The organism is Anaerolineales bacterium (genome assembly GCA_015075625.1).
Classification (GTDB): Bacteria; Chloroflexota; Anaerolineae; order Aggregatilineales; family UBA2796; genus UBA2796.
On sequence record JABTTZ010000003.1, the window covers coordinates 692,643 to 715,859 of the forward strand.

Sequence of the window (23,217 nt, forward strand, 5' to 3'; positions counted from 1 at the left end):
TTCATGCCCTGTCTTTTTATGTTAGGTTGGTAGCCGTGTACTAAGGCGCGGGTGAAGGGTTAGCTGCCCATCTCGCCATCGTCCAAACCGGGCGAGTCGGAGATCAGGTCAAGATCGATCTCGGCATCTTTATCCAACGCGCCCTGACTTTCCAAGGTGGCATTAGGGGCGATCCGTTCGCGGTCTTGATAGGTGTGGAAGCCCGTCCCAGCAGGGATCAACTTCCCAATGATCACGTTTTCCTTCAAGCCATACAGACGGTCTTCCTTGCCTTCAATTGCCGCCCCCGCCAACACTTTGATCGTGTGTTGGAAGCTGGATGCAGACAGGAAACTATCTGTGCTGAGGGCGCACTTCGTGATTCCTAACAAAACGGGAACACCCGCTGCGGGTTCTTTCCCCTCGTTGATCAGTTTGTCGTTTGTCTCCAAGAGGATCAGCCGATCAATGAGTTCACCGGGGAGCAGATCGCTGCCGCCGCTCTTGGTTAGCTGCACCCGCGAGAGCATTTTACGGATCATGATCTCAAAGTGCTTATCGGCAATGTTCACACCCTGATTGCGGTAGACATCTTGCACCTCGGAGAGCAGGTACAACTCACAGGCAGCCGACCCTTGAATACGCAAGATGCGGTGGGGGTTTTTCGACCCCTCAGTGATCGGATCACCCGCTTTAAGCTGTGCGCCATCAAAGGCTTTTGCCGTCAGACGGGCGCTAGAGGGGATTTCGTAAGAAACTTCCTCACGCCGTTCATAGCGGATGTACAGCGTATGCCCTTCGATGTGGGTTATGCCGGTCATCTTGGCGACAAGGGAGCCAACAACATTCCCCTCGTTATCGATCTGGTGGGCGAGGACTTGCCCCTCCTTGATCTCTTGCTCATCTTCTACCACCAGTTCCCAATCGATAGGAATATGGTGTTCCTCGTTGAACATCTCGCTGTTGATGACGATTGCCTTACGGACGCCATCTTCCTTGACGATGCGCAGCACGCCGTCAATATCGGTCATGACGGCTTCGCCCTTCGGCTTCTTCCGCGCCTCAAAGAGTTCCTCAACGCGGGGGAGACCGCTGGTGATGTCACCGGAGGCTTGCGCCGTCCCGCCTGTGTGGAAGGTGCGGAGCGTCAATTGCGTTCCCGGCTCGCCAATGGATTGGGCCGCGACGATGCCGACGGCTGAGCCAATTTCGACCAGTTCGCCGCGTCCCATATCCCGCCCATAGCAGTGCGCACAAATCCCATGAATCAGGGCGCAGGTCAGCGGGCTGCGGACATCAATTTCTTCGAGACCGGAGGCGGCAAGCTCATCGGCTTTGTCTTCATCGATCATCCCGTTGCGTTCGATGATCAACTCGCCGGTCTCTGGATGGTAGTGGCTCTTTGCCGCACAGCGTCCCATGATCCGCTCTTGGAGGGATTGCCCGGCGACATTTTCGGATTTATGGATGGTTAGACATTGATCCGTTCCGCAGTCGAGGCGGTTGACGATCACATCTTGCGCCACATCGACCAAGCGGCGAGTCAGGTAGCCAGCGTCAGCAGTACGCAGGGCTGTATCTGCCAAGCCCTTCCGCGCCCCGTGTGTGGAGATGAAGTATTCCAACGCCGTCAGCCCCATACGGAAGTGGCTGCGGATGGGGAGTTCGATGATACGCCCGGAGGGGTCTGCCATGAGACCGCGCATCCCCGCCAACTGCGTAATCGGACCAAAGCCACCTTTTGTTGACCCCGAAATTGCCATGATCGCCACCGGACCAAAGGGATCAATCGTGTCTTTGATGATGTCACCCAGTTTGTCACGGGCGACGTTCCATGTATTGACAGCCTTTTGGTAGCGTTCTTCGTCGGTCATCAGACCGCGCTTGTAGTCCCGATCTGCATATTCAATGTCGGCGTTGGCGCTGCTGATGATCTCGTCGCGCTCTACCGGAATGGTAATGTCTGAGACGGCAATGGTCGTCCCAGAGATGGTGGCATAGTGGAAGCCAATGTCTTTGATGGCGTCTACTACATCGGTGGTCACGTCGGAACCGAATTTCTGGTAGCACCTCGCTACGAGTGTTTGCAGCTGCTTTTTGCCCATCGTATCTTGGACAAAGCGCAGTTCGTCAGGCAAAATTCGGTTAAAAATTGCCCGCCCAATAGTTGTGATTTCTGGCTTTGGCTGGGCTAACCCCTTGTCATAGTAGTTGCCAAGTAGGATTGGCGTGTGCAGACCAACCACCCCCAAGCCATAGAGGTATTCCGCCTCATCCATATCGGCAACCATCTGCCGCTCATGGAGATTGGCGATGTCTAACTTGGCATAGGTGGGGTCTTTCGCCTGCATCTTTTGGAAGTCGTAGGCATTAAAGACGGCAACATCGATCTTGCCTTCCAACAAGGCATTCAGCAGGTTGACCTCGCCAGAGATCGGCTTGCCGGCTTTTTTGCCCGGTTCAGGGGGGGGCGGCGCACTGGGTCTGAAGATGATGATCTCGTTGCCCAGATCAAGCTCATAGCGTTCCACCCACCGATGCCCAGAGGTGTTGTAGGCAGCGCCAACTTTATAGCCCTTCCCACGAACATCGGCAAGGTGGCGGAAGGGTTTCGTTTTCCCTTTCAAGGCGATCAAGTCGGCAGTGGGGTCCATCGTCAGGTAATACGCGCCCAGTACCATATCCTTTGAAGGACCAACGACGGGCTGACCGTCGGCGGGCTTCAACAGGTTTTTCGTGCTGAGCATGAGACGACGGGCTTCTTCAACCGCCTTTGTCGAAAGCGGCACATGGACAGCCATTTGGTCACCATCGAAGTCAGCATTGAACGCCGAGCAGACGAGGGGGTGAATTTGGATCGCCTTGCCCTCAACAAGCTGCGGCTCAAACGCCTGAATGCCGAGGCGATGGAGCGTGGGGGCGCGGTTGAGCAGCACTGGACGCTCTTTGATCACTTCCTCAAGAACTTCCCATACTTCGGGGCGTTCCTTTTCGATCAGGCGGCGGGCACCCTTCACATTGCTGATATAGCCATACTTGACGAGTTTGCTGATCACAAAGGGGCGATACAGTTCAAGTGCCATCGTCTTGGGCAAGCCACATTGGTGGAGCTTCAGCTTGGGACCAATGACGATCACCGAACGCCCAGAGTAATCGACACGCTTTCCGAGCAGGTTGCGGCGGAAACGCCCCTTCTTGCCTTTCAGCATATCTGAGAGCGATTTCAGTTCGCGGCGTCCGCGACGGCTGAGCGCCTTCCCGCGCTGGCTGTTATCGACCAAGCTATCGACGGCTTCTTGCAACATGCGTTTTTCGTTGCGAACAATGACATCCGGGGCGCCGAGTTCCATGAGCCGTTTCAGACGGTTGTTGCGGTTGATCACACGGCGGTAGAGATCGTTCAGATCGCTGGTGGCAAAGCGCCCCCCATCCAACTGCACCATTGGGCGCAGATCGGGCGGGATGACCGGCAGGATGGTCATGATCATCCATTCGGGGCGATTCCGGCTCTTACGCAAACTTTCCACCACGCGCAGGCGCTTTGTCGCCTTCTTTTTGCGCTGCTTCGATTTTGAGGAACGTACATCGTCCCACAATTCAACAGCGAGTTTCTCAAGGTTCATGTTCTTCAAGATTTCATGGAACGCCTCAGCGCCCATATCCGCCTTGAACACATTCCCATATTTCGCCTTCAGTTCGCGGTAACGCCCATCGGTGAGGAAGGTGAGAACTTGGAAATTGGCGAGTTCTTGCCGTGCCTCAATTGCCAACCCACGCGCCCGCGTCATTTTTGTGTTCGTCTGCCCTTGCAGCGCCTCAATCTGGCTGGCGGCTTCGGCAGAGCGTTCATCGGCAACAACATCAAGCTGCGCCATCTCTTGTTGGCGGCGTTCCTCAATCTCGACTTGGATTTCGCTGAGGCGGGCAGAGACGACGCGCTGAATACGGCTGAGGACTTCGTTGGTAATCACCTCGCCAGAATCAACGACAAGCTCGCTGGCACTCTCAAAGAGAATCGGGTCAGAAAGCGTCTGCCCGCGCATGTTCTCCACACGGCGCTGGAGAAGTTGGGCTTCTTTCATCACATCTTCGATGAGGCTGTTCTGCTCATCGTTGAAACGTTCGTTAATGGCGTCAATCTGCCCTTGAATCTCGCCAAGTCGCTCGTCGCGGTTGGTTTTGATCGCCTCGATTTGCCCGCCGATGTTGGCGTTTGCCTCTGTCTCTTGGCGGGAAAGTTCCTCGTCAATGCGCTTGAGGGCGCGGCCGCGGGCTTCCTCATCAATGTAGGTGATCACATATTGGGCAAAATACAAGACGCGATCCAAGTTGCGGCGGCTGACATCCAGCAGCAGCCCCATATAGCTAGGGACGCGGCGCGTGTACCAGACATGGGCAACGGGGGCGGCAAGTTTGATATGCCCCATGCGCTCACGGCGGACGGCAGCACGGGTCACTTCGACACCGCACTTATCACAGATCACGCCTTTATAGCGGACATTCTTATACTTGCCGCAGTAACACTGCCAGTCTTTCGTCGGACCAAAAATCGCCTCGCAAAAGAGACCGTCTTTTTCGGGGCGCAGCCGTCGGTAGTTGATCGTCTCTGGCTTCAGCACTTCACCATAAGACCATGATTGAATGGTTTCTGGTGAAGCCAAACTGATGCGCAGTGCGCTAAAATCTTTCGCCTCCAACGTGGCTTCCTCCTTGCGCTCGACGGATACGGGTATAGGTTAGTGGCTCGGACATTTCTCTATTTGCAACCGGAAACGCCCAACGGATTCACCGCTGGGGTGGTGACGCTTAACTGAAAAAGCGGTGTGCATGGGCATATGAAATGCAAAAACAGCACATGGAGTCTAGTTTTCCAGCGCCCTCAGTGTGGAGATGATAAGCGTATTCCGCCGTTTGCATCGTAACCACAAGATGATATTCACTTTTCTCGAAATGTCAAGCCTGAGGATTGAAAGAAGTCTGTACTTGTGAAAGGCTAGCACGCCCTTCACAATGGACTTTCACAGTTACGTTTGTCCAAACGACTCCCCCCCGAATATGTGGCAATCCGGCGCAACCTGATCTACACTGTCCAGTAGGTTGCCAAGCGCTTTATACGCACGGAGCGTACTTCATGCCCCGGATCATTTATCAATCCCTCAGCAGTGTTAACGAGATGCGCCTTACAGCGTTGATCACCAAACCTGAATGGACACACTACCGGGCAGCGTTAAACCTCCCACTTGTCGTTCAAGCTGAACCCACGACGGGTGGTAGCGCCTACCTTGATTATCTAGCTGCGAATTTGCCCTCGGCGGTGGCGGTCATTTACGCGCTTGGTGAGGGGACTATGCTCGATATTGGGCGCGAGGTTGCCCACCGGAGCGGAAAGCCGCTCGTTCTCGTCCCAACGATGATTAACGATGATCGTGTGCTAAGAGCCGGCGAGGGCGACACGGTGATTCTTGATCTGGAGGTGATCAGCGCAGCGCCTAGCGATCAACGCGGAGCGGGTATTGTCGATGTTTTGTCTATCGTCACTGCTCTGATGGATTGGGGCTATGCGGCACAGAAAAATCAGCTTCCGCCAACGCAGCCATTTTCGGCATGGGGGGCGGGTATTGCCGCCGGGATTGTCCAGCAGGCGCTTAAGTTAGCGCCTGGGATTGGCAAAGGTGAGGTAGACAGTCTCAAGGGATTAATCACGCTCCTTGCCCTAACAGCGACACTGGATAACCACTTGGGACATCGGCGGGCATCGCAAGGGGCTGAACACCTTTTGGCAGATCTGCTCAGCAAGCAGCCGTCATCAGAAGGGCTACCCTATGCTGAACGGTTGGCGGCGGGTATCTTAATCACTTCGGCGCTGCATAACCGTGATGTTGCCCCCCTAAAAGGGGCGTTGGAAGCAGCCGGTGTTCGTTCTAGCGCTGTGAAAAAAGCCGAGGCATTAGCCGCCCTTTGGGATGCCCCCAGTGCCGTTAGAACGCTGAACGCCCCCCCCACAATTTTGAACGATCTCGAGGCAAACCCGGAAAAATTGGCTGAAACGCTGGCAAAAAGCACATTAAGCATCTGACAAGTGTCTGATAAATGGTGTCCTAAGCGGCTGAGATAGGGAATCCCATGCCCATCCCTGTACCGAATATTTGGCAGTTACAAACACGCGGTGATGTGGACGCGCTGAGCGAGGCACTTCGCCACCCCGACTCTGGCACACGGCGAGGGGCGGCAGCGGCACTGCGGGCGCTTGGCGCGTGGCAAGCTGTGCCAGCCTTGCAAGCCGCCCTAGCCGTGGAAAACGATTGGCAAGTTCACGCGGCACTTACGGCTGCCATCGATTACCTTGATTACGATATTCATATCGAAACCTTAATTCGGAACAAAGATGTACGCGGGCTATCGAAGATGCTGAACAGCAACCGCGCTGAGGATATTATCACCGCCTGCCGTGCCTTAGGGTCGATTGGCGAAAAGCTCGCCGTAGAACCGCTCGTCATGGTCTTTCGCAACCCCATGCTCCCCGCCCGTGTTCGTTTGGAATCAGCCGAAGCGCTGCTGAAGCTAAAGAACCCACCGGCGGTTGTCACCCTTTTGGGGGCGCTGCGCCGTGATGATTGGCAAGTGCGCCGCAATGCAGCCGGTGTTTTAGGGCAGCTTGGCGCAAATTGGGCGCTTGACCCGCTGATCAAGGCTTTGGAGGATGTTCACCCCAGTGTGCGTCGCACGGCGGCAGCCGCCCTTCGGCGCATTGGCACATCGGAAGCGCTGGAAGCGGTAGAGCGTTATGAGCGGACGCTGCTCCCCGAAGATGTAGATGCCGAGACAAGCGACGAAGCCACCCTCGGCGAAGCCCGTTCCACCGAGCCAAAACCACCCACCGCCGCACAAGCAGCAACGGAATCACAGCGCAAGAAACTTTCTGACATTATCACCAACTTGCGGGCAAATTTTGCCTCCGAAAAAGACGCCGGTACAGGGAATCTGGGTGATGGCGGAAAATCGGCAGAGAAAAGCAGCGAGGATGGGGCAGCGATCAAAAAGCGCGACACCCAACCCCTTCCCCGCCCCGGCACCAGCCCCTTAAACCGCGAGACAAAGCCGAGACCACCGGGGCAGCTTGGGCAGCCAGCAGTGATCAGCGGGGGGATGCCCTCTGTTGTAAATGACACGCCGCCCACCAAGAAGAAAACGACGGACAAACTGCCTGACTTACCCAGTGAACCCGCCAAACCACGCTACGATCCCGCCAATCTTCCTAAAACGGGACGGCTGCCCTCGTTACCGCCTGTCCCTAGCCAAGCCGATTCCCCTCGCGTGGTTCGTTCGGGGACGGGAACACTGACCCCGCCGGGTGGTGGGACGGGGAAATTGAACGATGACCTGCCGCCTGGGGAGAAACCCAAACCCGATTAGCGTGCGGTTTGACAACCCTTCCCCGCTCTGTTATCATGACTTGTGATGAGGTTGGGTCCTGCGCGGCGGAGTCCTCGAACCGCGTCAGGTCCTGACGGAAGCAGCGCTAAGGGGTATACTCCGGGTGCCGCAGGGGTGCCTGACCTCATCAATTTCAACCCGTGAGGAGTAGGTTGGATACCCAAACACCTATGGAAATGCCTCACCCACCCCGCAGCGAAACCCGTCAGGGCATCCGTCAAGAGAATCGTCAACCATCCGAAAAAGACTACACGCCGCGCCCGCCTTTACGCCCATTTCTCCTCTTGGCAGCGGCTTTTATCCTACTGTTCCTTCTTGCTGGTGTTGGTGTTTATGTGTTGAGTGCGCGTCTGCTTACGCTGGTGATAGACGGCGAAGCACGGAGTTTGCGTACCCATCAGACAACAGTGGGGGCGTTTTTGCGGGAAGTGGGAATCTATCTAGACCCTGTGGATCGCCTGATGCCCGATGGTGCTGAGCCAATCACACCGAACATGACGATCATCATAGGCAAAGCACGCCCCATCCTTGTTTCTGCTGACGGGGCAAGCCAACGCCTGCTGACCCATGCGCGGCGTATCCCAGATATCCTCACCGAAGCGGGCGTCATGCTCCGCAAGGCAGATCGTCTCTTTGCCAATGGGTCTTTGCTGATTGCAGATAGCCGCGAGTTGCCCGCAGAAGCCGTTCCAGTATCGCTGCGAGTCGTTCGCGCCCGCCCACTGAGCATTCGTGACGGGGAACGCCTGACGACGCACATCACTGCTGCTGATACCGTTGGCGAGGCGCTTGCCGAAGCAGGCATAACGTTGACACTGGCAGATGAGATTCGCCCCATCCCTGAAACGTTGATCACAGATGGGTTGGTGGTGGAGATTGTCCGTGCGGTTGCCTTCAGTGTGCAGGTTGATGGTGAGATGCTGACGACCTACGCCCGTGCCGATACCATCGGTGAAGGATTGGCAAAGACAGGGATCGCGCTGATCGGCTTGGACTATACCATCCCTAAAGAGGACACACCGCTTACGGCGGGAATGCGCGTGCGCATTGTGCGGGTGACGGAGATCGATGAGGTTGAGGCGCGGGAAATTGACTTCCCCACCGTTATGCAGCCGGATACGACACTCCCCCCAAACGAGACTCGCGTCATCCAAAACGGGGAAAAGGGCATTGAGGAACGGCGCGTTCGGGTGCGGAAGGAAGACGGTGTAGAAGTTCACCGTTCTATGCCCCAGTTGGTGGTTGTCCGTCCCCCACGAGAGGCGATCATCGCGGTCGGGGCAACGCCTGCACTTTACAGCACAGAAACACCCACACCAACAACACCGTGAGGCACTGGCGAAAAACCACGAACGCCCCACCGCGAAACGAGTAAGAGCGTTTGCTTGGATCGTGTGGAACAGCGCTTTAGAAAGTTTGCCAATCCTCATCAGGGTGATTCGCTACCATGTGTGGGAGGCTTAGAATGCACGCGAAATACCTCTTGGATAGCCACGACATTGCTCCGAAGAAAAGTCTGGGGCAAAACTTTCTTCACGACCCGCATGCGTTAGGGAAGATCGTTGCCGCTGCGGAACTAACCTCGGACGAAGCCGTTTTGGAGATTGGCGCGGGGACAGGGGCGCTGACTGTGCCTCTAGCGCAGACGAATGCGCCGATCACTGCGGTGGAGATTGACGAACGGTTAATCCCCATCCTTGCCCAACAGCTTGCCGACTTTCCCAATGTGCGCATTGTTCATACCGATATTTTGGATCACGATCCAGCCCGTTTGGTGGGGGAGATGCCCTATGTCGTGGTGGCAAATTTGCCCTATTACATCACGAGTCTCATTTTACGGGGGCTGTTGGAACGTGCCAGCCGAAAACCGCGCCGCCTTGTCCTGACCATTCAGCAAGAGGTAGCCGAGCGGATCACCGCCAAACCCGGCGATATGAGCCTACTGGCAGTGAGCGTCCAGTTTTACGGCGTTCCCAAGATTGTTGGACGGATCAGCGCCGGAGCATTTTTTCCTCGCCCAGAGGTTGATTCGGCAATCCTTCGGGTTGACCTTCATCCCACGCCTGCCATCGCCATTGACGAGGCGGCTTTTTTCACCGTTGTACGGGCGGGCTTTGCCCAAAAACGCAAACAATTGAAAAACGCCCTCGGCAGCGGATTAGGCATTTCCCATCCAGAGGCGGCGGCGATCCTGACCGCAGCGGGGATTGATCCGGCACGACGGGCAGAGACATTAACCTTGCCCGAATGGGGTGCGGTGACGACGGTAGCAACACAGACCTTGCCCGCACTGTCTTAGTATCTTAGCATCTATTCGTAAACGAAACGTGAAGCATAGGAGTAAACCCTTCACCCCCTAACCCCTCTCCCGCTGTGCGGGAGAGGGGAGATAACGTTTTTTGGGAGAGGCGCTGCCCTCCCCCACCCCTTAGAGAGGAGGCAGTTGCCAAGAGGGGAGGCTCACACCTCACAACCGAATTTACGGATAGGCTCTTAACCTATTCCTGTAATGTACATATAAATACACAGAGTGTATAAAACGCTAATCAACTGGAGCAGAGGAGTCCCTTCACTATGACTGATAGCACAGAGGCGCTAAACCGCTTCAACACCCTTCACAGCAAGGCGAAAAACATTCTCGATGGAGTGTCTCTATCGGGGATTACGAACGACCTGAAAGAGACGATGACTGCCGTCATGCGTCTGCCTACCGAAATTCAACGGGCGCGGGGGCGCGGGTATACCGTCCAGCCCGAATTAGAGGGACGCGCCCGTGAATTCGTTCAGTTGTGGGAGCGCCTTAGCCGAGAGGCGACCAGCCTGATCGAAACGGAAGGGTTCGTCTTGCGCAATGAGGCACGGCAGGTCGAAATCATCATTGCCCAATCGGGCTTTGCTCAGAACAACCCCACTGAGCTTGACCGCCTGGGGAGTCTGTTGGAACGAGAGATCGCTGATGCCGAGGGGAAGATTGAGGAGTCAGAGCGCCGCATCCGCAATCATTACGAGCCAACCCAAAACGAGATCACCCAACTTGTTGAGCAACTCACGGACATTCACTGGTTTCTCGATCACCTTGCCGAGGCAACCTTTACCCTAAACAGCGGCGAGAGCCTCGTCATGGCGGCGACTGCCGAATGGGTGGCGACGGGCAAAGGCAAGGATGATCCCGATGGCATTCTCTTTCTCACCGATAAGCGCCTGATCTTTGAGCAGAAAGAAACCACCGGCAAAACATTGGGGATGTTTGGCGGGAAAAAGGTGCAGGAAGTGAAATGGGATGTGCCGCTCTCTCAAGTAGAGGCGGTCAGCACAGAGCGAAAGGGACTGCTTGGCGGCAAAGACATGATCACCCTGACGCTGCGTTCTGGCGCACCGCTGGCGACGATTACGCTTGAGGTGAAGGGGAAGGCAAAGAATACCATTTGGGCAGAGCAAATCAAGAAACAGATGGGGAGTTAACCCTAAGCGGTATCCACAGACTACCAGTCATTTCAAAACCCCGCCCCTTGCCCCCTCCCCATTCATGGCTGAGGAGAGGACATATTTGGAAGGCGGGTTGAAAAATAGGGAGTTCATCGTTCAAACTGGAAATCGACCAAGAAACCCAGTGAGGAACGATGAACTACAAACTACTGTACCAATTAGAGCAGCACTTGTCAGCCCATCTACCGTGTTTCAATAGTTGGCAGCCGCAAAATGTAAGCCTGTTTAGCTATGGGGTGATTCAAGCGGAGAGCTGTCAGCAAGGAGCGATTGCGCGGGCGGTGAGTTGCGGGGAGCAGGTAGAGAGTACGGCGCGGCGCTTTCGCCGCTGGCTCGCTAATAAAGCGCTCGACCTAACAGCCTTTTTTGCCGAAGGACAGGTGGAGATGATTCGCGCCCTGCTGGAAGCAGCATCTCGCCAACCGGCTGGTTCTGTTGACCATTGCCTACACATGGGTGGTCGCCCTCGGCAGCCAAGCCGTTGCTGCTGGCATCGCCCAACCGCTCGTTCGTCGTCCCGACGGGTCGTTCCGGCGGCTCTGGAGCTTGTTTCGGGAAGGCTTGCGCTACTTCGTGCAAGTTGTTCAACGCCAAACCTTGTGTTTAGGATTACCCTTTATCCCAGACATAAGGTTTACTTGAAAACATGTCCTCTCCTCAGCCCTAACACAGAGAGGGACAACAAGGGGTGGGATTTTGAAATGCTTTGTATTTTTTAGCACCGAACTTCATTCCTCACCCCTCTCCAGCACAGGCGAATTATTACACATTTGAAACCCCTTTTTCCGCCGCGTTTTCGTTGTTGTTCTCTCCCCTTGCCTTGCTTTGTGAAAAGGCGTACAATACAATTTAGAACATTCAAAACTTTTTGAACGTTGTGGAAAATCACATTCACCATTGGAGAACGAACGATGGTCAAACGTCTAGGGTTGCTTATGTTGGCGGCGCTTGTGTTGCTGAGCGCCGTGCGGAATACAACGGCACAAAGCGGGATGGAAAAAGTTCGCTTGGGCTATGTCCCCGTAATGATTTACGCCCCTCTTTTCATCGCCGCAGAGCGCGGCTACTTCACCGCAGAAGGGATTGAGGTTGAACTGCTTCCCATTCAGGGGGGCAGTGATTCCGTCGTCCAGTTGGCGGCGGGAAATTTTGATGTTGCCGTTGGCGGTGTGGGGGCTGGTCTGTTGAATGCCGCCCATCAGGGGTTGGAATTTAAGATCGTCGCCCCAATGCACACCGAGCGTCCGCCGCTTGCCAGCCCACTAGTCATCTCCAGCAAGCGTGTCGATGAAATCAAAAGCGTTGCCGACCTCAAAGGCAAAAAAGTATCCATCAATGCGACAGGCGCTGCGACGGAATACTGGGTCTATTCTGCCCTGACCAAAGCGGGTTTGACGATGAACGACATCACGCTGACAACCGTTGGTTTCCGCGATGTTCCGGCGGCATTGGAAAGCGGCAGCGTTGATGCGTCCATCTTGGGTGAGCCGCTGGTGACACTCCAAAAGGATGCAGGCGTGGTAAGTGTCCTCGCTGAGGATTTTGTCGATGGCATTACCGTCACCTACCTCTACATGGGACTGCCCATTCTGAATGACCGTCCAGCGGTGGCTGAGGGGTTTGTGCGAGCCTATTTGAAGGCACTTCGTGACCTTCAGGGTGAGGGCTGGTTGAACCCAGAGAGCGCGGCGATCATCGAAAAATACACGAACGTTCCGGCGGCGGTTGCCCTGCGGGCAAACCGTCCCTACTACGATCCAAATGGGGTTGTTCCCGCCGAGGATATTGAGGAATTGCAGCGCTATTTCCTCACTCGTGATGTATTGGAATATACCGAGACGCAAGATATAACACAATTCATCGATACGTCGTTGGTGGAAAAAGCTGTTGAAGCGTTGGGCGAATACACCGACCCCGCCGCTACACCGGAAGCGACTAAAGCTCCCTAGAGCATCGTAAGCAGGGGGGTAAAACGGGGTGAGATAGGGGCGGGTCTTCAACAGTCGCCCCTAATTTTATTCCCGTTATCGAGTGATCCTTTAACGTGGTTTGAAGCTCGGCGGAATGGGATCAACACCGCAGGCTGGATAGCCATAACAGGCATCGGGGAGAATGTATCCGTTTTCATCAAAGCGCCCGCTGCGAATATTGTTCAGGTCAAGGAGAGTGGATTGATTGGGATTGGGCATAACACAATCCACCGCCCCTAGAGGGTTATCAGGAATACGTGGGGTTACTTCCGGTGTCCCCGGATTGAAGAAGTTATAGACAATGCGCGAAACGCCTTCCATAACCTCCCAGGGAAGGAGCGTCCCAATGCCTGATTCGCTCGCCTTCGATTCCCACATATAAGCAACCAGAATGTAATTCCCCGCTGGCGAATAGACAATTGCCGCGTCAGAGACATTCGCGCCAGTGTTTGCCGTGCCACCCCATCCATTTTTGTGAGCAACCTTCGTCCCACGTGGCACGCCCAGTTCAATCAACCGCCCGATGATATTCCCGCTGAGGAGTTCAACCATCTGTTGGCACTCCAACTGAGTGAACGCCTCTGGTTGGGCGGCGGCTAAGCCGCTCCCATATTCGGCGCAGTCATAGATCATCTGGAGCATCCTCGCCATGTCTTGCGGCGTCGTGCGTGACCACAAATCCGGTTTGGCGTCATAGAGGGGGTTAGGCACGGGCGGCGGCGTGTTTGTGAGCGACCAAACATAATTTGGATCACCGACATAAAGCGGGGCATTGATAAAGGTATAGGTTGCCCCTAGTGCCGTCACCGTCTCGGTGACTTGCTTCAAGCCATCGGCAAGTTTTGCCCGCGCATTTCCGCCCTGCCCCGGAATCTGCAAGAGAAAATTGGAGGCGCTGTTTGCGCTACACAAGATCGAGGCGCCCATCAACCATTTCACATCATTATCGGGGGCAAATGCCAGCTTGCTAAAGATATTGATCAGAATGGGAATTTTGATCGTACTCATCGCGCTGTAAGCAATATCTGGATTGATCCACATTTCCTCCCCAGTTTGGAGGTCGATCACCCCGATACTGCCTAGTGTGCTGGGACCATCAGGCTCAAAGGTCATTGTCTGCATATAGGCATGAAGCGCCCCCTCAAGAGTCTTCATGTCCGCCCGCCTTCCTCCCTCATTTTGCATGGGAAGGGCAACTTGGCGTTCGGTGGGTCGGTAGAGTGTCTCGCGGATGAGGTCTATCGCCTTATCTATATCGAGACGAAGCCCGGATGACCCGGTGTTAAAGGTGAATGTATTGAGGTCAAACCCTGCCCGCCCTGCCACCTGATCATAGCGAACGGCAACATTTGTGAGAAACTCTCGCAGACGCGCCTCGGAATAATCAGCACTTAAGGCAACTTCCACGGGGGCAGTAGGCTGCTGCCAGAGGAAATTCCAAAAATCCGTCCAATAATTCGAGTTATTCACTAAGCGCGAGCGAATTTCTTCTTGCATCTGGGCGCTGTTCACCCGAAAGCCAATATCCGAAGGGTAAAGCAAGATGGGGTGTCCCTGATAGGTTAGGGCAATAGGCTGCTCATACACATTTTGCCATGTTGCCGCCGCCTCAGAAAGTGTTAAGCCCGTAACGGGAACACCCGCTACGGTAATATCCGTTTGGAGCTTGTCGCGGCTGAGGGAGAAATTCGTCAGTTGGACAGCAAAGACGATCAATGCGGCAATGAGGCAGCCGCCAGAGAGGAGGGGGAGAAACGGTAACCGTACCCCGCGTTCTTTCGTACCAAGCCCTGTGAGTGACATGGAGAAGATTGTACCGATTTTGCGGCGGTTAGCAGGAAAAGATTCACCGGATGTTTAGCTGAGGATCGTTTTTTCCCTGTGAGGCGCAAGGGACTGCGCCTCACAACGTCATTCAAGGTTAGGAGGCAACCCCGGCACAGAGAATTTCCTGTGCTTTTAGGGCGAGGTGTAGATTTAAGCGTACATCGGCATCCTCTAGATCGAGGCAGGTGATCTCAGCAATGCGGTTCAGCCGATAGGCAAGCGTGTTCCGATGGATACCCAAGACATTGGCGGTGAGTGCGGTGTTGCCATTGTTGGCGAAATATGCCCGCAGTGTCGCCAAGAGATCGCTGTGCTGACGCGAGTCATAGGTAATCAACTCCGCCAACCAATTATCGCAAAAACGCTGCAAAGACAGGGGATTGTGTGTTGAGCGCAGCAGGTTGAACAAACTGGAGTTGCCAAAAAACGTCGTCCGCGATTCGCTGTTCAATTCCCCGCTCAATTGAAGGGCATCTTCCGCTTCATGGAAGGAGTGCCGCAAGCCATCCATCCCTTGGGCAGGTCGCCCAACGCCACAATGAATGTCCACATCGCCAAAACGGATGGAAAGCTGCTTACGAATCACTTCTGTTTTCAACTTCAAACGGGCAGATTGCTGCGGGTCTTCCACTGGGTGAAACAAGACGGCAGTCCCTTGCCCATAGAGAGCAACGGGTCCGCAAATGTTTCGTCGGACTGCTTCGGTTTGGAGCGTCGTCACAAATTGAGTGGGATTCACCGCAACTTTTCGCTCTGGGCGATAGAGAACAACAGCATAGTAGAGATCAGCCTGAAAGCCCGCGCTCTCCAACGTCGTCGTATCAAGGCTTTCACCTCCCAACCAGAGCGACAACCAATCGCTGCGCACCGGGCGGGGCGCTGCCAGACGTGGATTTGACGATGGTAAATAGTGTTGGTCAGCCACAGACGGTTTCTCCCAACTTCCACAGAAGAATCGCTTCTTGAACCTAAGCATCATTCTAAAAGCCCTTCATGGGGAGGGGGTGTGGGCAATGTGTTCAAAGTTTCACGAGTCGTACTGTGCAAGATGCACAAGAGGCAACATGAGCAAGTAGATTTGCCTTTGCTCACGATTTATTGTTAGGCGTTATGCTGTATTCATCGAAAGGGGGCGTGAGGGGGAAACCCCCTCATCCCCCTCACCCCCTTCTCCCCATGTGGGAAATGGGGCTGAGGGGGATGAGGGCAACTGAGTAAGGCTTAATGCCGAAAGTGTCTGATCCCTGTAAAAATCATGGCGATGTCCGCCTCATCTGCGGCGGCGATCACATCGGCATCCCGCACAGAGCCACCCGGTGCAATCACAGCGGTGATCCCTGCCTCAGCGCCAACCTGTAATCCATCGGCAAAGGGAAAGAAGGCATCGGATGCCATTACCGCCCCGTGGGCTTTCTCACCCGCTTTGCCCACCGCAAGGCGAGCCGCATCAACGCGGCTGGGCAGCCCACCACCGATCCCTAACGTCGTTTGGGCGTTGGCGATCACAATCGCGTTTGATTTCACCGCTTGAACGGCATTCCACGCAAAACGAAGGGCGTTCATTTCGGTATCGGATGGGGCGCGTTTGGTGACGACTCGCCACTGGGCATCATGTGGGTCGCCGCGATCTATCGTTTGGATAAGGACACCGCCGCGCACTGCCCGCAGTTCTACATGGGCAAGAGCGCGGGGGGGGAGGTGATCCTCCATACGCAAAAGACGGCAGTTGCGGCGGTTGGTGGCGAGTAGTTCCTGTGCCAACGAGGTGAAATCTGGGGCGGCGATTGCCTCCACAAAGAGATCGCCCATCGCCGCCACAAAGTCATCATCGACAATCTGGTTGACGGCGATCACCCCCCCAAAGGCGGACATGGGATCGCTGGCAACGGCATCTTGGAGGGCGACGGCAAGGTTTGTATTCACCGCAATCCCCGCCGGATTCATGTGTTTGACAATGACGACTGCTGGCGTCCTAAAGCTCTCCACAGCCCGCCATGCGGCGTCAAGGTCAAGCAGGTTGTTGTAGGAAAGCGCTTTGCCGCCGAGGACTTTCCCGCCAAGCGCCCCTTTGCTGGCGGGGTAGGCATAAAACGCGCCCTTTTGATGGGGGTTTTCGCCATAACGTAAGGGATGCGTTTTCCGCAGATCAAGGCGAATCACATCAGGTAGTTCGGCATCCGCTCCGGGGGCTGGTTGATCATGTTCGCTGTCGCCCAAATACTCCGCGATCAAGGAGTCATATTCGCGGGTGAGAGCGAATGCCTTCGCCGCCAACCCGCGCCGCATGGTCGGCTCAAGAACCCCCATCATCTTGTAAATGGCGAAGGCGTGTTCATAGTCGTGTGGGTCGCTGAGGACAACGACGCGCTCAAAGTTTTTTGCCGCTGCCCGCAGCAGGCTGACTCCGCCAATATCGATCTGCTCAATCGCCTCGGCAAGAGTGACATTTGCCTTCGCTATGGTCTCTTTGAAGGGGTAAAGATTGCAGATTACAAGATCAATGGGGCGGTAGCCAAGCGTTGCCAATTCGGGCAAATCCCCTTCACGGGCAAGGATTCCAGCATAAATTGCTGGATGAAGGGTTTTTACCCGCCCGCCAAACATTTCGGGGACTCCGGTGAGCGTTTCCACCGGGGTGACGGCGATTCCAGCATCGGTGAGTGCCTTCGCCGTGCCGCCGCTGGCGACCAAATCCCATCCCATCTGGGCAAGGAGGGGGGCATATTCCGCTAAACCCGTTTTATCGTAAACACTGATCAGTGCAGTGGGCATAACGCGCTAACTATCCTTCATAGGGGTGTCAAAATTCAACACATACACAGCTTCACCATCTTCGATTGTACCAGTATCGACAAACCCTAAACTGGCATACAGCGTTCGGGCGGGTTCGTTCTCTGGCACAAAACTGATGTGAATGGCGGGCGTGGCGTGGCGCTCGCGCATTTCTTGGATAATGAGCGGGAGGGCTGTCCGCCCATAGCCACGCCGCTGATGATCGGCGGCGATCATAAACCGCACAACCCACCAGCGGGGATCGTCCGGGGCGCTGCCATAGAGGACAAACCCAACAAGTGTCTCATCGTCGTAAATTGCCCGCGCTGTTCCCCACCCTTCATAGGCGATGAGCAAGAGCGAATGCCAATTGGGGGCAACATAGTGTTCCTGACCAGCTTTCAAGGGCAGGCGGCATACCGCCGCCCAATTGTCTTTCGTCACCTCATGGAGTTGGATCGCCATTGTCCCATCCTGTCCAGATCATGCCATAAATCCTTTTTTGATCGTCCGGTTGTGGGCATCCATGACCGCAACAGAGGTAATCGCCACAATATCATCCACCGAATCGCCATTTTGCAGGACATGAACCGGCGCCCCTATCCCCAAAAGGACGGGTCCGATTGCCTGTGCGCCACCCAGACTAGAGAGGAGTTTATAAGCAGTATTGGCGCTCTCCAAATCTGGAAAAACAAGGACGTTGGCATCCATCACACGGCTGAAAGGGAAACGCCCGACCATCATCTCCGCCGAAACGGCCACATCGGCTTGCACTTCACCGTCAATCACAAGGTCGGGGCGCTTTTTCCGCACCAGCGTGACGGCATCGCGCACTTTGTTGCTCAGGGGGTGATGAGTGCTGCCAAAATTGCTGAACGAGAGCATAGCGATACGTGGGGTGAGATCAAGGTCTTTGGCAAAATCTGCCGCCAAAATAGCAATTTCGGCAAGTTGTTCGGCATCTGGCTCGATATTCACCGTTGCGTCAGTGAATAAGTAGATTTTCTCATTGGCGATCATGACATACACACCGCTGGCGAATTTGACGCCCGGTTGGGTATGGAAAATTTGAAGGGCAGGGCGAATCACCTCTGGGTATTCATAGGTCAAGCCGCTGATGTAAACATCGGCGTCCCCTTGATGAACCATCATTGCCCCATACACATTTGCCGTCCGCAGGGCTTGTTCCGCCATTTGACGGCTGACGCCGCGCCGCTGGCGAAGGGTGTAGTATGCCTCTGTGTAGGCATTCAATGTTTCCGAGGTTGCTGGATCAACAATCTGCGGGCGGAAGCCATCTAAGCCCAATTCGCGGACTGCCTCGCGGATCACATCTCGTCGTCCGATCAAGATCGGCTGCCCAATGCCTTCATCAGCAATAATCGCCGCCGCACGGATGATTTTTAGTTCCTCGCCCTCGCCAAAGACAACGCGCTTTTTCCCGCCCATTTTTGCTTTTTGCATCATTTCGATGCGGAAGCGCTGCCCACGTCCACGCCGAGCGGTGAGCATTTCGCGGTACTCATCCAAATCAAGCTGGCGACGGGCGACGCCTGTCTCCATAGCCGCCTTCGCCACCGCCGGCGCAACATAGGTCAACACACGGGGATCAAGCGGTTTCGGAATCAGGTATTCATCGCTGAATTTGAGGGAGGTTTTTCCGTAAGCGTTTAGGACGCTATCCGGCACATCCTCGTGAGTGAGTTCAGCAAGGGCATAGGCAGCGGCGAGCTTCATTTCCTCGTTGATCGTTCGGGCGCGAACATCCAGCGCCCCTCGGAAAATGAACGGAAAGCCGAGGACATTGTTCACTTGGTTGGGAAGGTCGCTGCGTCCAGTGGCGATCAGTGCGTCGGGGCGTACTTCCCGCGCCAATTCATACTTGATCTCTGGATCGGGATTCGCCAATGTAAAGAGAATGGGGCGTTCTGCCATGCTCTCCAGCATATGCGGCGTGACAATATCTGCCGAACTTAAGCCGAGGAACATATCTGCCCCGTTGAGCGCATCCTCAAGGGTGCGGGCATCGGTGTCGTTGGCAAAGGGCGCTTTGTACTCGTTCATATTCTCGGAGCGCCCGCTGAAGATAACCCCTTTGGAATCTACCATCAGCATGTTTTGGGGGTCCATCCCCAGTTTGATGTAGAGAAGCGCCGTAGAGATTGCCGAAGCGCCCGCGCCGGAAATGACCAATTTCAAGTCTTCAATCTTTTTCCCGACAATGCGGAGTGCATTCAAGAGGGCAGCGCTGCTGATGATTGCTGTGCCATGCTGATCGTCATGAAAGACCGGAATATCCAGCATCTCCCGTAGGCGGCGCTCGATATAGAAACATTCTGGGGCGCGAATATCTTCAAGGTTGATTCCCCCAAACGTAGGGGCGAGGGCGCGGCATATTTCAATGATCGCGTCGGGATCAAGGGTATCTAATTCAATATCAAAGACATCGACATCGGCAAACACCTTAAAGAGGACGCCTTTTCCCTCCATAACGGGTTTGCTGGCAAGAGCGCCAAGATTGCCCAAACCGAGAATTGCCGTCCCATTGCTTACAACGGCAACCAGATTGCCGCGTGCGGTGTAATCAAAGGCTTTGTCGGGGTCTCCCTTGATCGCCTTGACCACCTCCGCCACGCCGGGCGAATAGGCGAGAGAGAGATCACGTTGGGTAGCGAGAGGTTTTGTGGGGCGAACTTCAATTTTTCCGGCGCGTCCACGAGTGTGGTATTCAAAGACATCTTCGGGTGTGATAGACATGATGTGTCTTCCTGAGGGTAGACTTTCTAACCTCAGTGAGTATATCCCTAATTGTGTTCTTAAGGGTGGATGATGTGTGTCTAATCGTGAAGGGAGCGGCTTGTAGGGAAAGCCCCTACAAGCCTTTTTTCCGACGGCGGGTTAGGGTTTGGGGGGGCGGTTGGCGGTGATGAACCCTTTGGGGTTGAGGTAATCACGCTGGATGCGTCCAGCATCTAGCCAAGGCCAATCGCCCGGCGCTGTCTCGAAAATTCGTGTAGGGCTAATGTCATAGTGCAAATGAGGCGCGTTTTGGAAAACGCCAAAGGCATCGCCTATATCCGCGATATGCTGCCCCCGCGAGACACGATCTCCCGCTTTCACTTGCATGTTCTCCACATGCCCATAGCGGCTGTAGACAATCTTCCCCGTCGTGATCTGCGGATCGTGGCGGATAATGACTACATTGCCCCAACTGCCCCAATTCGGCGCTTTGCCCGCCCGCTGCGCATAGACCACTTCCCCAGAGGCAACAGCGTAAATCTGCTGTCCCTTCGTCTTGCCCCGTTTGCTGACGAGATCATCGCCTGTGTGGAGCGATTCCCGCCCCAAAAGGGCATAGCGCACCGCATAGCCTAGCGTCAATAACCACGTTGGCGGATATGGCGTCCCGCTGTAAATGGCATTCCGTTCGGGGTCTAAGCCCACCGGCGCATCAAACCCATCGGCAACATAGCGGGGCGGACGCTGCCAGCCGATCACCTGCCGCCAGCGGATCGCATCAAACACAACTTCCCGTCCGGCTTCGCCAGTGAGGTCGTTCAGAAAGACGATACCCGTATTCGGTTTTGTAATGTCAAATTGATATACGCCCAACGATGCCCACGCTGAATCAAGTTTTGTCTGGGGAATGGCAACTTCCAGATCCCCCGGCTGCCCAACAATACCGTTTATTTTGTAGCGAGCATTGTTCGTCGTCCCATGCTGGGAGGGAATGAAGGCGCTGATCTCATAAAACCCGCTGGCGGGGAGGCGCGGTTCGTAGCGCACCCAAACGCGGCTGCTGAAGGGCGAACTGGTGAAATAGCGGCTTGTCCAGCCTTCCTCGTTTGTAAAACTACGCAGCGGGCTTGGCGCACCGTCATAGGTTCCCTCGCGGTAGCCACCATCATTCGGCTTGACTACAACTTCCGCGCCATAGCGCCCCACCCCAACGGGCGTCCCCTGATCGCCGCCGGGGACACTGCCATCAATATTGACATTGACAGGTGGAAACAGCGCTTTGTTCAGTGTGCCAAAGCGAAACCAACTGAGTCCCGGCGTTTTGTAAGTTTCGAGGGCGATCACGCGGGCGCGATCCATCCCATCGGCAGTGATCTTATCGCCGCGCCCCTGAAACCCCTGTAAAACGGGAATGAGGGGAATGCCATAACTGCCCCATCGTCCATATGCCTGCTGAAAGCCGGAATCCGGCGTCAAGCCGAACTCTGCCCAATAGATTTGAGGATGGACGCTGTTTAAGAAAGGGCGCCATTCGTCAGGGAAAATCGGGTCGTAGTGCCAGGGGCGCGGGTCAACGCTCATCCCAATGTGAAAATCAGCCGGCACGCCGCTTTTCAAACGGAGCATGAAAGGGCGGATGGCGGCACGCCCACCGCTGAAGTACCCCTCAAACGGCTCAACATCCAAAATGAGCGATTTCACGCCGGGACGCTTACAGGCTTGAATCAAGAAATCCGCTTCAGCGGTGGGGTTCTTTCCGTAGGGGATTGCCCATGCATGAAAATCCAGCCCAACAGCGGCGAGCTTGCTCACCCAACGGTCAATATCTGCCAGCGAACGAATGGCGAGGTCGGGCTTGGGGTCGCCCGCACCGAGATTGCCGATCCACTGGCTGCCCTCGCCAATCTTGACGAACAGGGCATCCACCGCCGGGGCATAGGTGCGGATGGTATCGATCAACTCATCCAGGGTGTTTTCGCCAACGGTACGCCCATGAACATACCACAGGGCGACTTTCCCATCATAGGGGGTGGGCATAAGGCTGTTCTCCTGAAGGGACGGCTAATTTCCAGTCAAATCCTTATAGTCGCGGCGGGTGATTAGGTTCGCTTGCAGCGCAGCGTCGGGGTTTGCCTTGATGTAGCGCTGGACAGCCTGATTCGCCATGTGGTTAGGGGGATAGGTCTCTTCCAGCCCTTTGATCCACTCCACCACAGATGGCTCGTGAATGATGATCTCACCGAGATAATCGACGCCCGCCGCCAGGAAATATTCAGCGGCATCGTCGGTATCCCCCATCAGGGTGAGCATCCGATCTAAGACGGCTTTCCAATCGCGGCTGTCATGGAGGTAGGAGAGGAGGCGCAACGCATGGTAAGAAACACCCTGATCAAGGTCGTGAATCAAGCGCCGTGCGGTATCTGCCACCTCACGCGGCAGCCCCCGCCGCGAAGACCGTCCGGCATCGCGCAGAAGGGCGTACTTTACTTCGGGGATTTCGGTGGGCATGAGCAGAATCTGATTCACCAATGCCGAGGCTTCGTCATAATAGCCATCGAGCATCGAAAACAAAATTTGGAATTGTTCGGCGGCGTTGGTGCGCATCACCGGATTGGGGTGGCGCAGCAGCTTTAGCATCAGCTTGTGGTTTCGGCGCTGGATAGCGATCTCAAGGATATTCAGGGGGTATTCCAATTTCCCCCCCCGCGCAATGGGGGCAATCCAGTGTTCCGCTGCCAGCGCCTCAATGTGTTCCATGGGCAGCGCTTCATGGAGATTCGCCTGTTTTGCCTGTTTCGCTACATCAATAACAAACCGTTCGGGGTCATTGCGTAATTTTGCCGATTGGCGTGCTTGATGGGCGATATTTTCGAGCTTATCGAGAGCAACTGTGTTTGTCATAGCCATTAACCGTAAATCAACAATGGGAATCGCCGCTGCCAGTCTGAAAGTAGCGATCTAAAGAACAAAGAGCCGCCGATCAAAACACCCCTATAATAGCCTACAATGG

At 55.2% G+C, this 23,217-nt stretch carries 15 protein-coding genes and 1 other RNA gene; 7 read left to right on the forward strand and 9 right to left on the reverse strand.

What is annotated here, in order from left to right; genetic code table 11:
* Positions 1–59 precede the first annotated feature (59 nt).
* Positions 60–4,676, reverse strand: a complete 4,617-nt coding sequence (locus HS103_17230; protein ID MBE7514545.1) for a DNA-directed RNA polymerase subunit beta' — start codon at positions 4,674–4,676, stop codon at positions 60–62.
* 434 nt (positions 4,677–5,110) lie between these two features.
* Between HS103_17230 and HS103_17235 the strand changes: the two genes are divergently transcribed.
* From HS103_17235 to HS103_17260, 6 genes are all read left to right on the forward strand, one after another.
* Positions 5,111–6,055 carry an iron-containing alcohol dehydrogenase gene (locus HS103_17235; GenBank protein ID MBE7514546.1) on the forward strand — a complete coding sequence of 315 codons (945 nt, stop codon included), beginning with the start codon at positions 5,111–5,113 and terminating at the stop codon, positions 6,053–6,055.
* A gap of 47 nt (positions 6,056–6,102) precedes the next feature.
* Entirely contained in the window at positions 6,103–7,392 is a 1,290-nt protein-coding gene (locus HS103_17240; GenBank protein MBE7514547.1) for a HEAT repeat domain-containing protein, read from the forward strand.
* A gap of 49 nt (positions 7,393–7,441) precedes the next feature.
* Positions 7,442–7,540: signal recognition particle sRNA small type (gene ffs, locus HS103_17245), an RNA gene on the forward strand.
* A gap of 25 nt (positions 7,541–7,565) precedes the next feature.
* The gene (locus HS103_17250) at positions 7,566–8,744 is read left to right on the forward strand and encodes a DUF348 domain-containing protein (GenBank protein MBE7514548.1); all 1,179 of its coding nucleotides are present in this window, start codon (positions 7,566–7,568) and stop codon (positions 8,742–8,744) included.
* A gap of 167 nt (positions 8,745–8,911) precedes the next feature.
* Entirely contained in the window at positions 8,912–9,712 is an 801-nt protein-coding gene (rsmA, locus tag HS103_17255; protein ID MBE7514549.1) for a ribosomal RNA small subunit methyltransferase A, read from the forward strand.
* Between the two features lie 275 nt (positions 9,713–9,987).
* Positions 9,988–10,875 carry a hypothetical protein gene (locus HS103_17260; GenBank protein ID MBE7514550.1) on the forward strand — a complete coding sequence of 296 codons (888 nt, stop codon included), beginning with the start codon at positions 9,988–9,990 and terminating at the stop codon, positions 10,873–10,875.
* A 360-nt stretch (positions 10,876–11,235) separates the two neighbouring features.
* Here the strand turns inward: HS103_17260 and HS103_17265 are convergent, their stop codons facing one another.
* Positions 11,236–11,487: a hypothetical protein gene (locus tag HS103_17265; protein ID MBE7514551.1), complete on the reverse strand. Its 252-nt coding sequence runs from the start codon at positions 11,485–11,487 to the stop codon at positions 11,236–11,238.
* A 323-nt stretch (positions 11,488–11,810) separates the two neighbouring features.
* Here HS103_17265 and HS103_17270 point away from each other — a divergent pair, with 323 nt between their 5' ends.
* A complete protein-coding gene (locus HS103_17270) occupies positions 11,811–12,848 on the forward strand; it encodes an ABC transporter substrate-binding protein (GenBank protein ID MBE7514552.1) in 1,038 nt (345 codons plus the stop codon).
* Positions 12,849–12,938: 90 nt separating this feature from the next.
* On the opposite strand, the gene HS103_17275 is transcribed toward HS103_17270, so the two are convergent.
* From HS103_17275 to HS103_17305, 7 genes are all read right to left on the reverse strand, one after another.
* Positions 12,939–14,672, reverse strand: a complete 1,734-nt coding sequence (locus tag HS103_17275; GenBank protein ID MBE7514553.1) for a serine hydrolase — start codon at positions 14,670–14,672, stop codon at positions 12,939–12,941.
* A 118-nt stretch (positions 14,673–14,790) separates the two neighbouring features.
* Positions 14,791–15,621 (reverse strand): helix-turn-helix domain-containing protein, encoded by an 831-nt coding sequence (locus HS103_17280; protein ID MBE7514554.1) that lies wholly within the window; start codon positions 15,619–15,621, stop codon positions 14,791–14,793.
* 296 nt (positions 15,622–15,917) lie between these two features.
* Complete coding sequence (gene purH, locus HS103_17285; protein ID MBE7514555.1) at positions 15,918–17,468, reverse strand: bifunctional phosphoribosylaminoimidazolecarboxamide formyltransferase/IMP cyclohydrolase; 1,551 nt, start codon at positions 17,466–17,468, stop codon at positions 15,918–15,920.
* 6 nt (positions 17,469–17,474) lie between these two features.
* Complete coding sequence (locus HS103_17290; GenBank protein MBE7514556.1) at positions 17,475–17,933, reverse strand: GNAT family N-acetyltransferase; 459 nt, start codon at positions 17,931–17,933, stop codon at positions 17,475–17,477.
* A gap of 18 nt (positions 17,934–17,951) precedes the next feature.
* Positions 17,952–20,225: an NADP-dependent malic enzyme gene (locus tag HS103_17295; GenBank protein MBE7514557.1), complete on the reverse strand. Its 2,274-nt coding sequence runs from the start codon at positions 20,223–20,225 to the stop codon at positions 17,952–17,954.
* A gap of 141 nt (positions 20,226–20,366) precedes the next feature.
* Complete coding sequence (locus HS103_17300) at positions 20,367–22,244, reverse strand: peptidoglycan DD-metalloendopeptidase family protein (GenBank protein MBE7514558.1); 1,878 nt, start codon at positions 22,242–22,244, stop codon at positions 20,367–20,369.
* Positions 22,245–22,268: 24 nt separating this feature from the next.
* Positions 22,269–23,108 (reverse strand): hypothetical protein, encoded by an 840-nt coding sequence (locus HS103_17305; protein ID MBE7514559.1) that lies wholly within the window; start codon positions 23,106–23,108, stop codon positions 22,269–22,271.
* Positions 23,109–23,217: the final 109 nt, after the last annotated feature.

Excerpts from the sequence above, each read along its gene's own strand:
- HS103_17235 (MBE7514546.1), top strand. The coding sequence starts at position 5,111 with ATGCCCCGGATCATTTATCAATCCCTCAGCAGTGTTAACGAGATGCGC.
- HS103_17240 (MBE7514547.1), top strand. The coding sequence starts at position 6,103 with ATGCCCATCCCTGTACCGAATATTTGGCAGTTACAAACACGCGGTGAT.
- HS103_17260 (MBE7514550.1), top strand. The coding sequence starts at position 9,988 with ATGACTGATAGCACAGAGGCGCTAAACCGCTTCAACACCCTTCACAGC.
- HS103_17270 (MBE7514552.1), top strand. The coding sequence starts at position 11,811 with ATGGTCAAACGTCTAGGGTTGCTTATGTTGGCGGCGCTTGTGTTGCTG.
- HS103_17275 (MBE7514553.1), bottom strand. The coding sequence starts at position 14,672 with ATGTCACTCACAGGGCTTGGTACGAAAGAACGCGGGGTACGGTTACCG.
- purH (MBE7514555.1), bottom strand. The coding sequence starts at position 17,468 with ATGCCCACTGCACTGATCAGTGTTTACGATAAAACGGGTTTAGCGGAA.
- HS103_17290 (MBE7514556.1), bottom strand. The coding sequence starts at position 17,933 with ATGGCGATCCAACTCCATGAGGTGACGAAAGACAATTGGGCGGCGGTA.
- HS103_17295 (MBE7514557.1), bottom strand. The coding sequence starts at position 20,225 with ATGTCTATCACACCCGAAGATGTCTTTGAATACCACACTCGTGGACGC.
- HS103_17300 (MBE7514558.1), bottom strand. The coding sequence starts at position 22,244 with ATGCCCACCCCCTATGATGGGAAAGTCGCCCTGTGGTATGTTCATGGG.
- HS103_17305 (MBE7514559.1), bottom strand. The coding sequence starts at position 23,108 with ATGACAAACACAGTTGCTCTCGATAAGCTCGAAAATATCGCCCATCAA.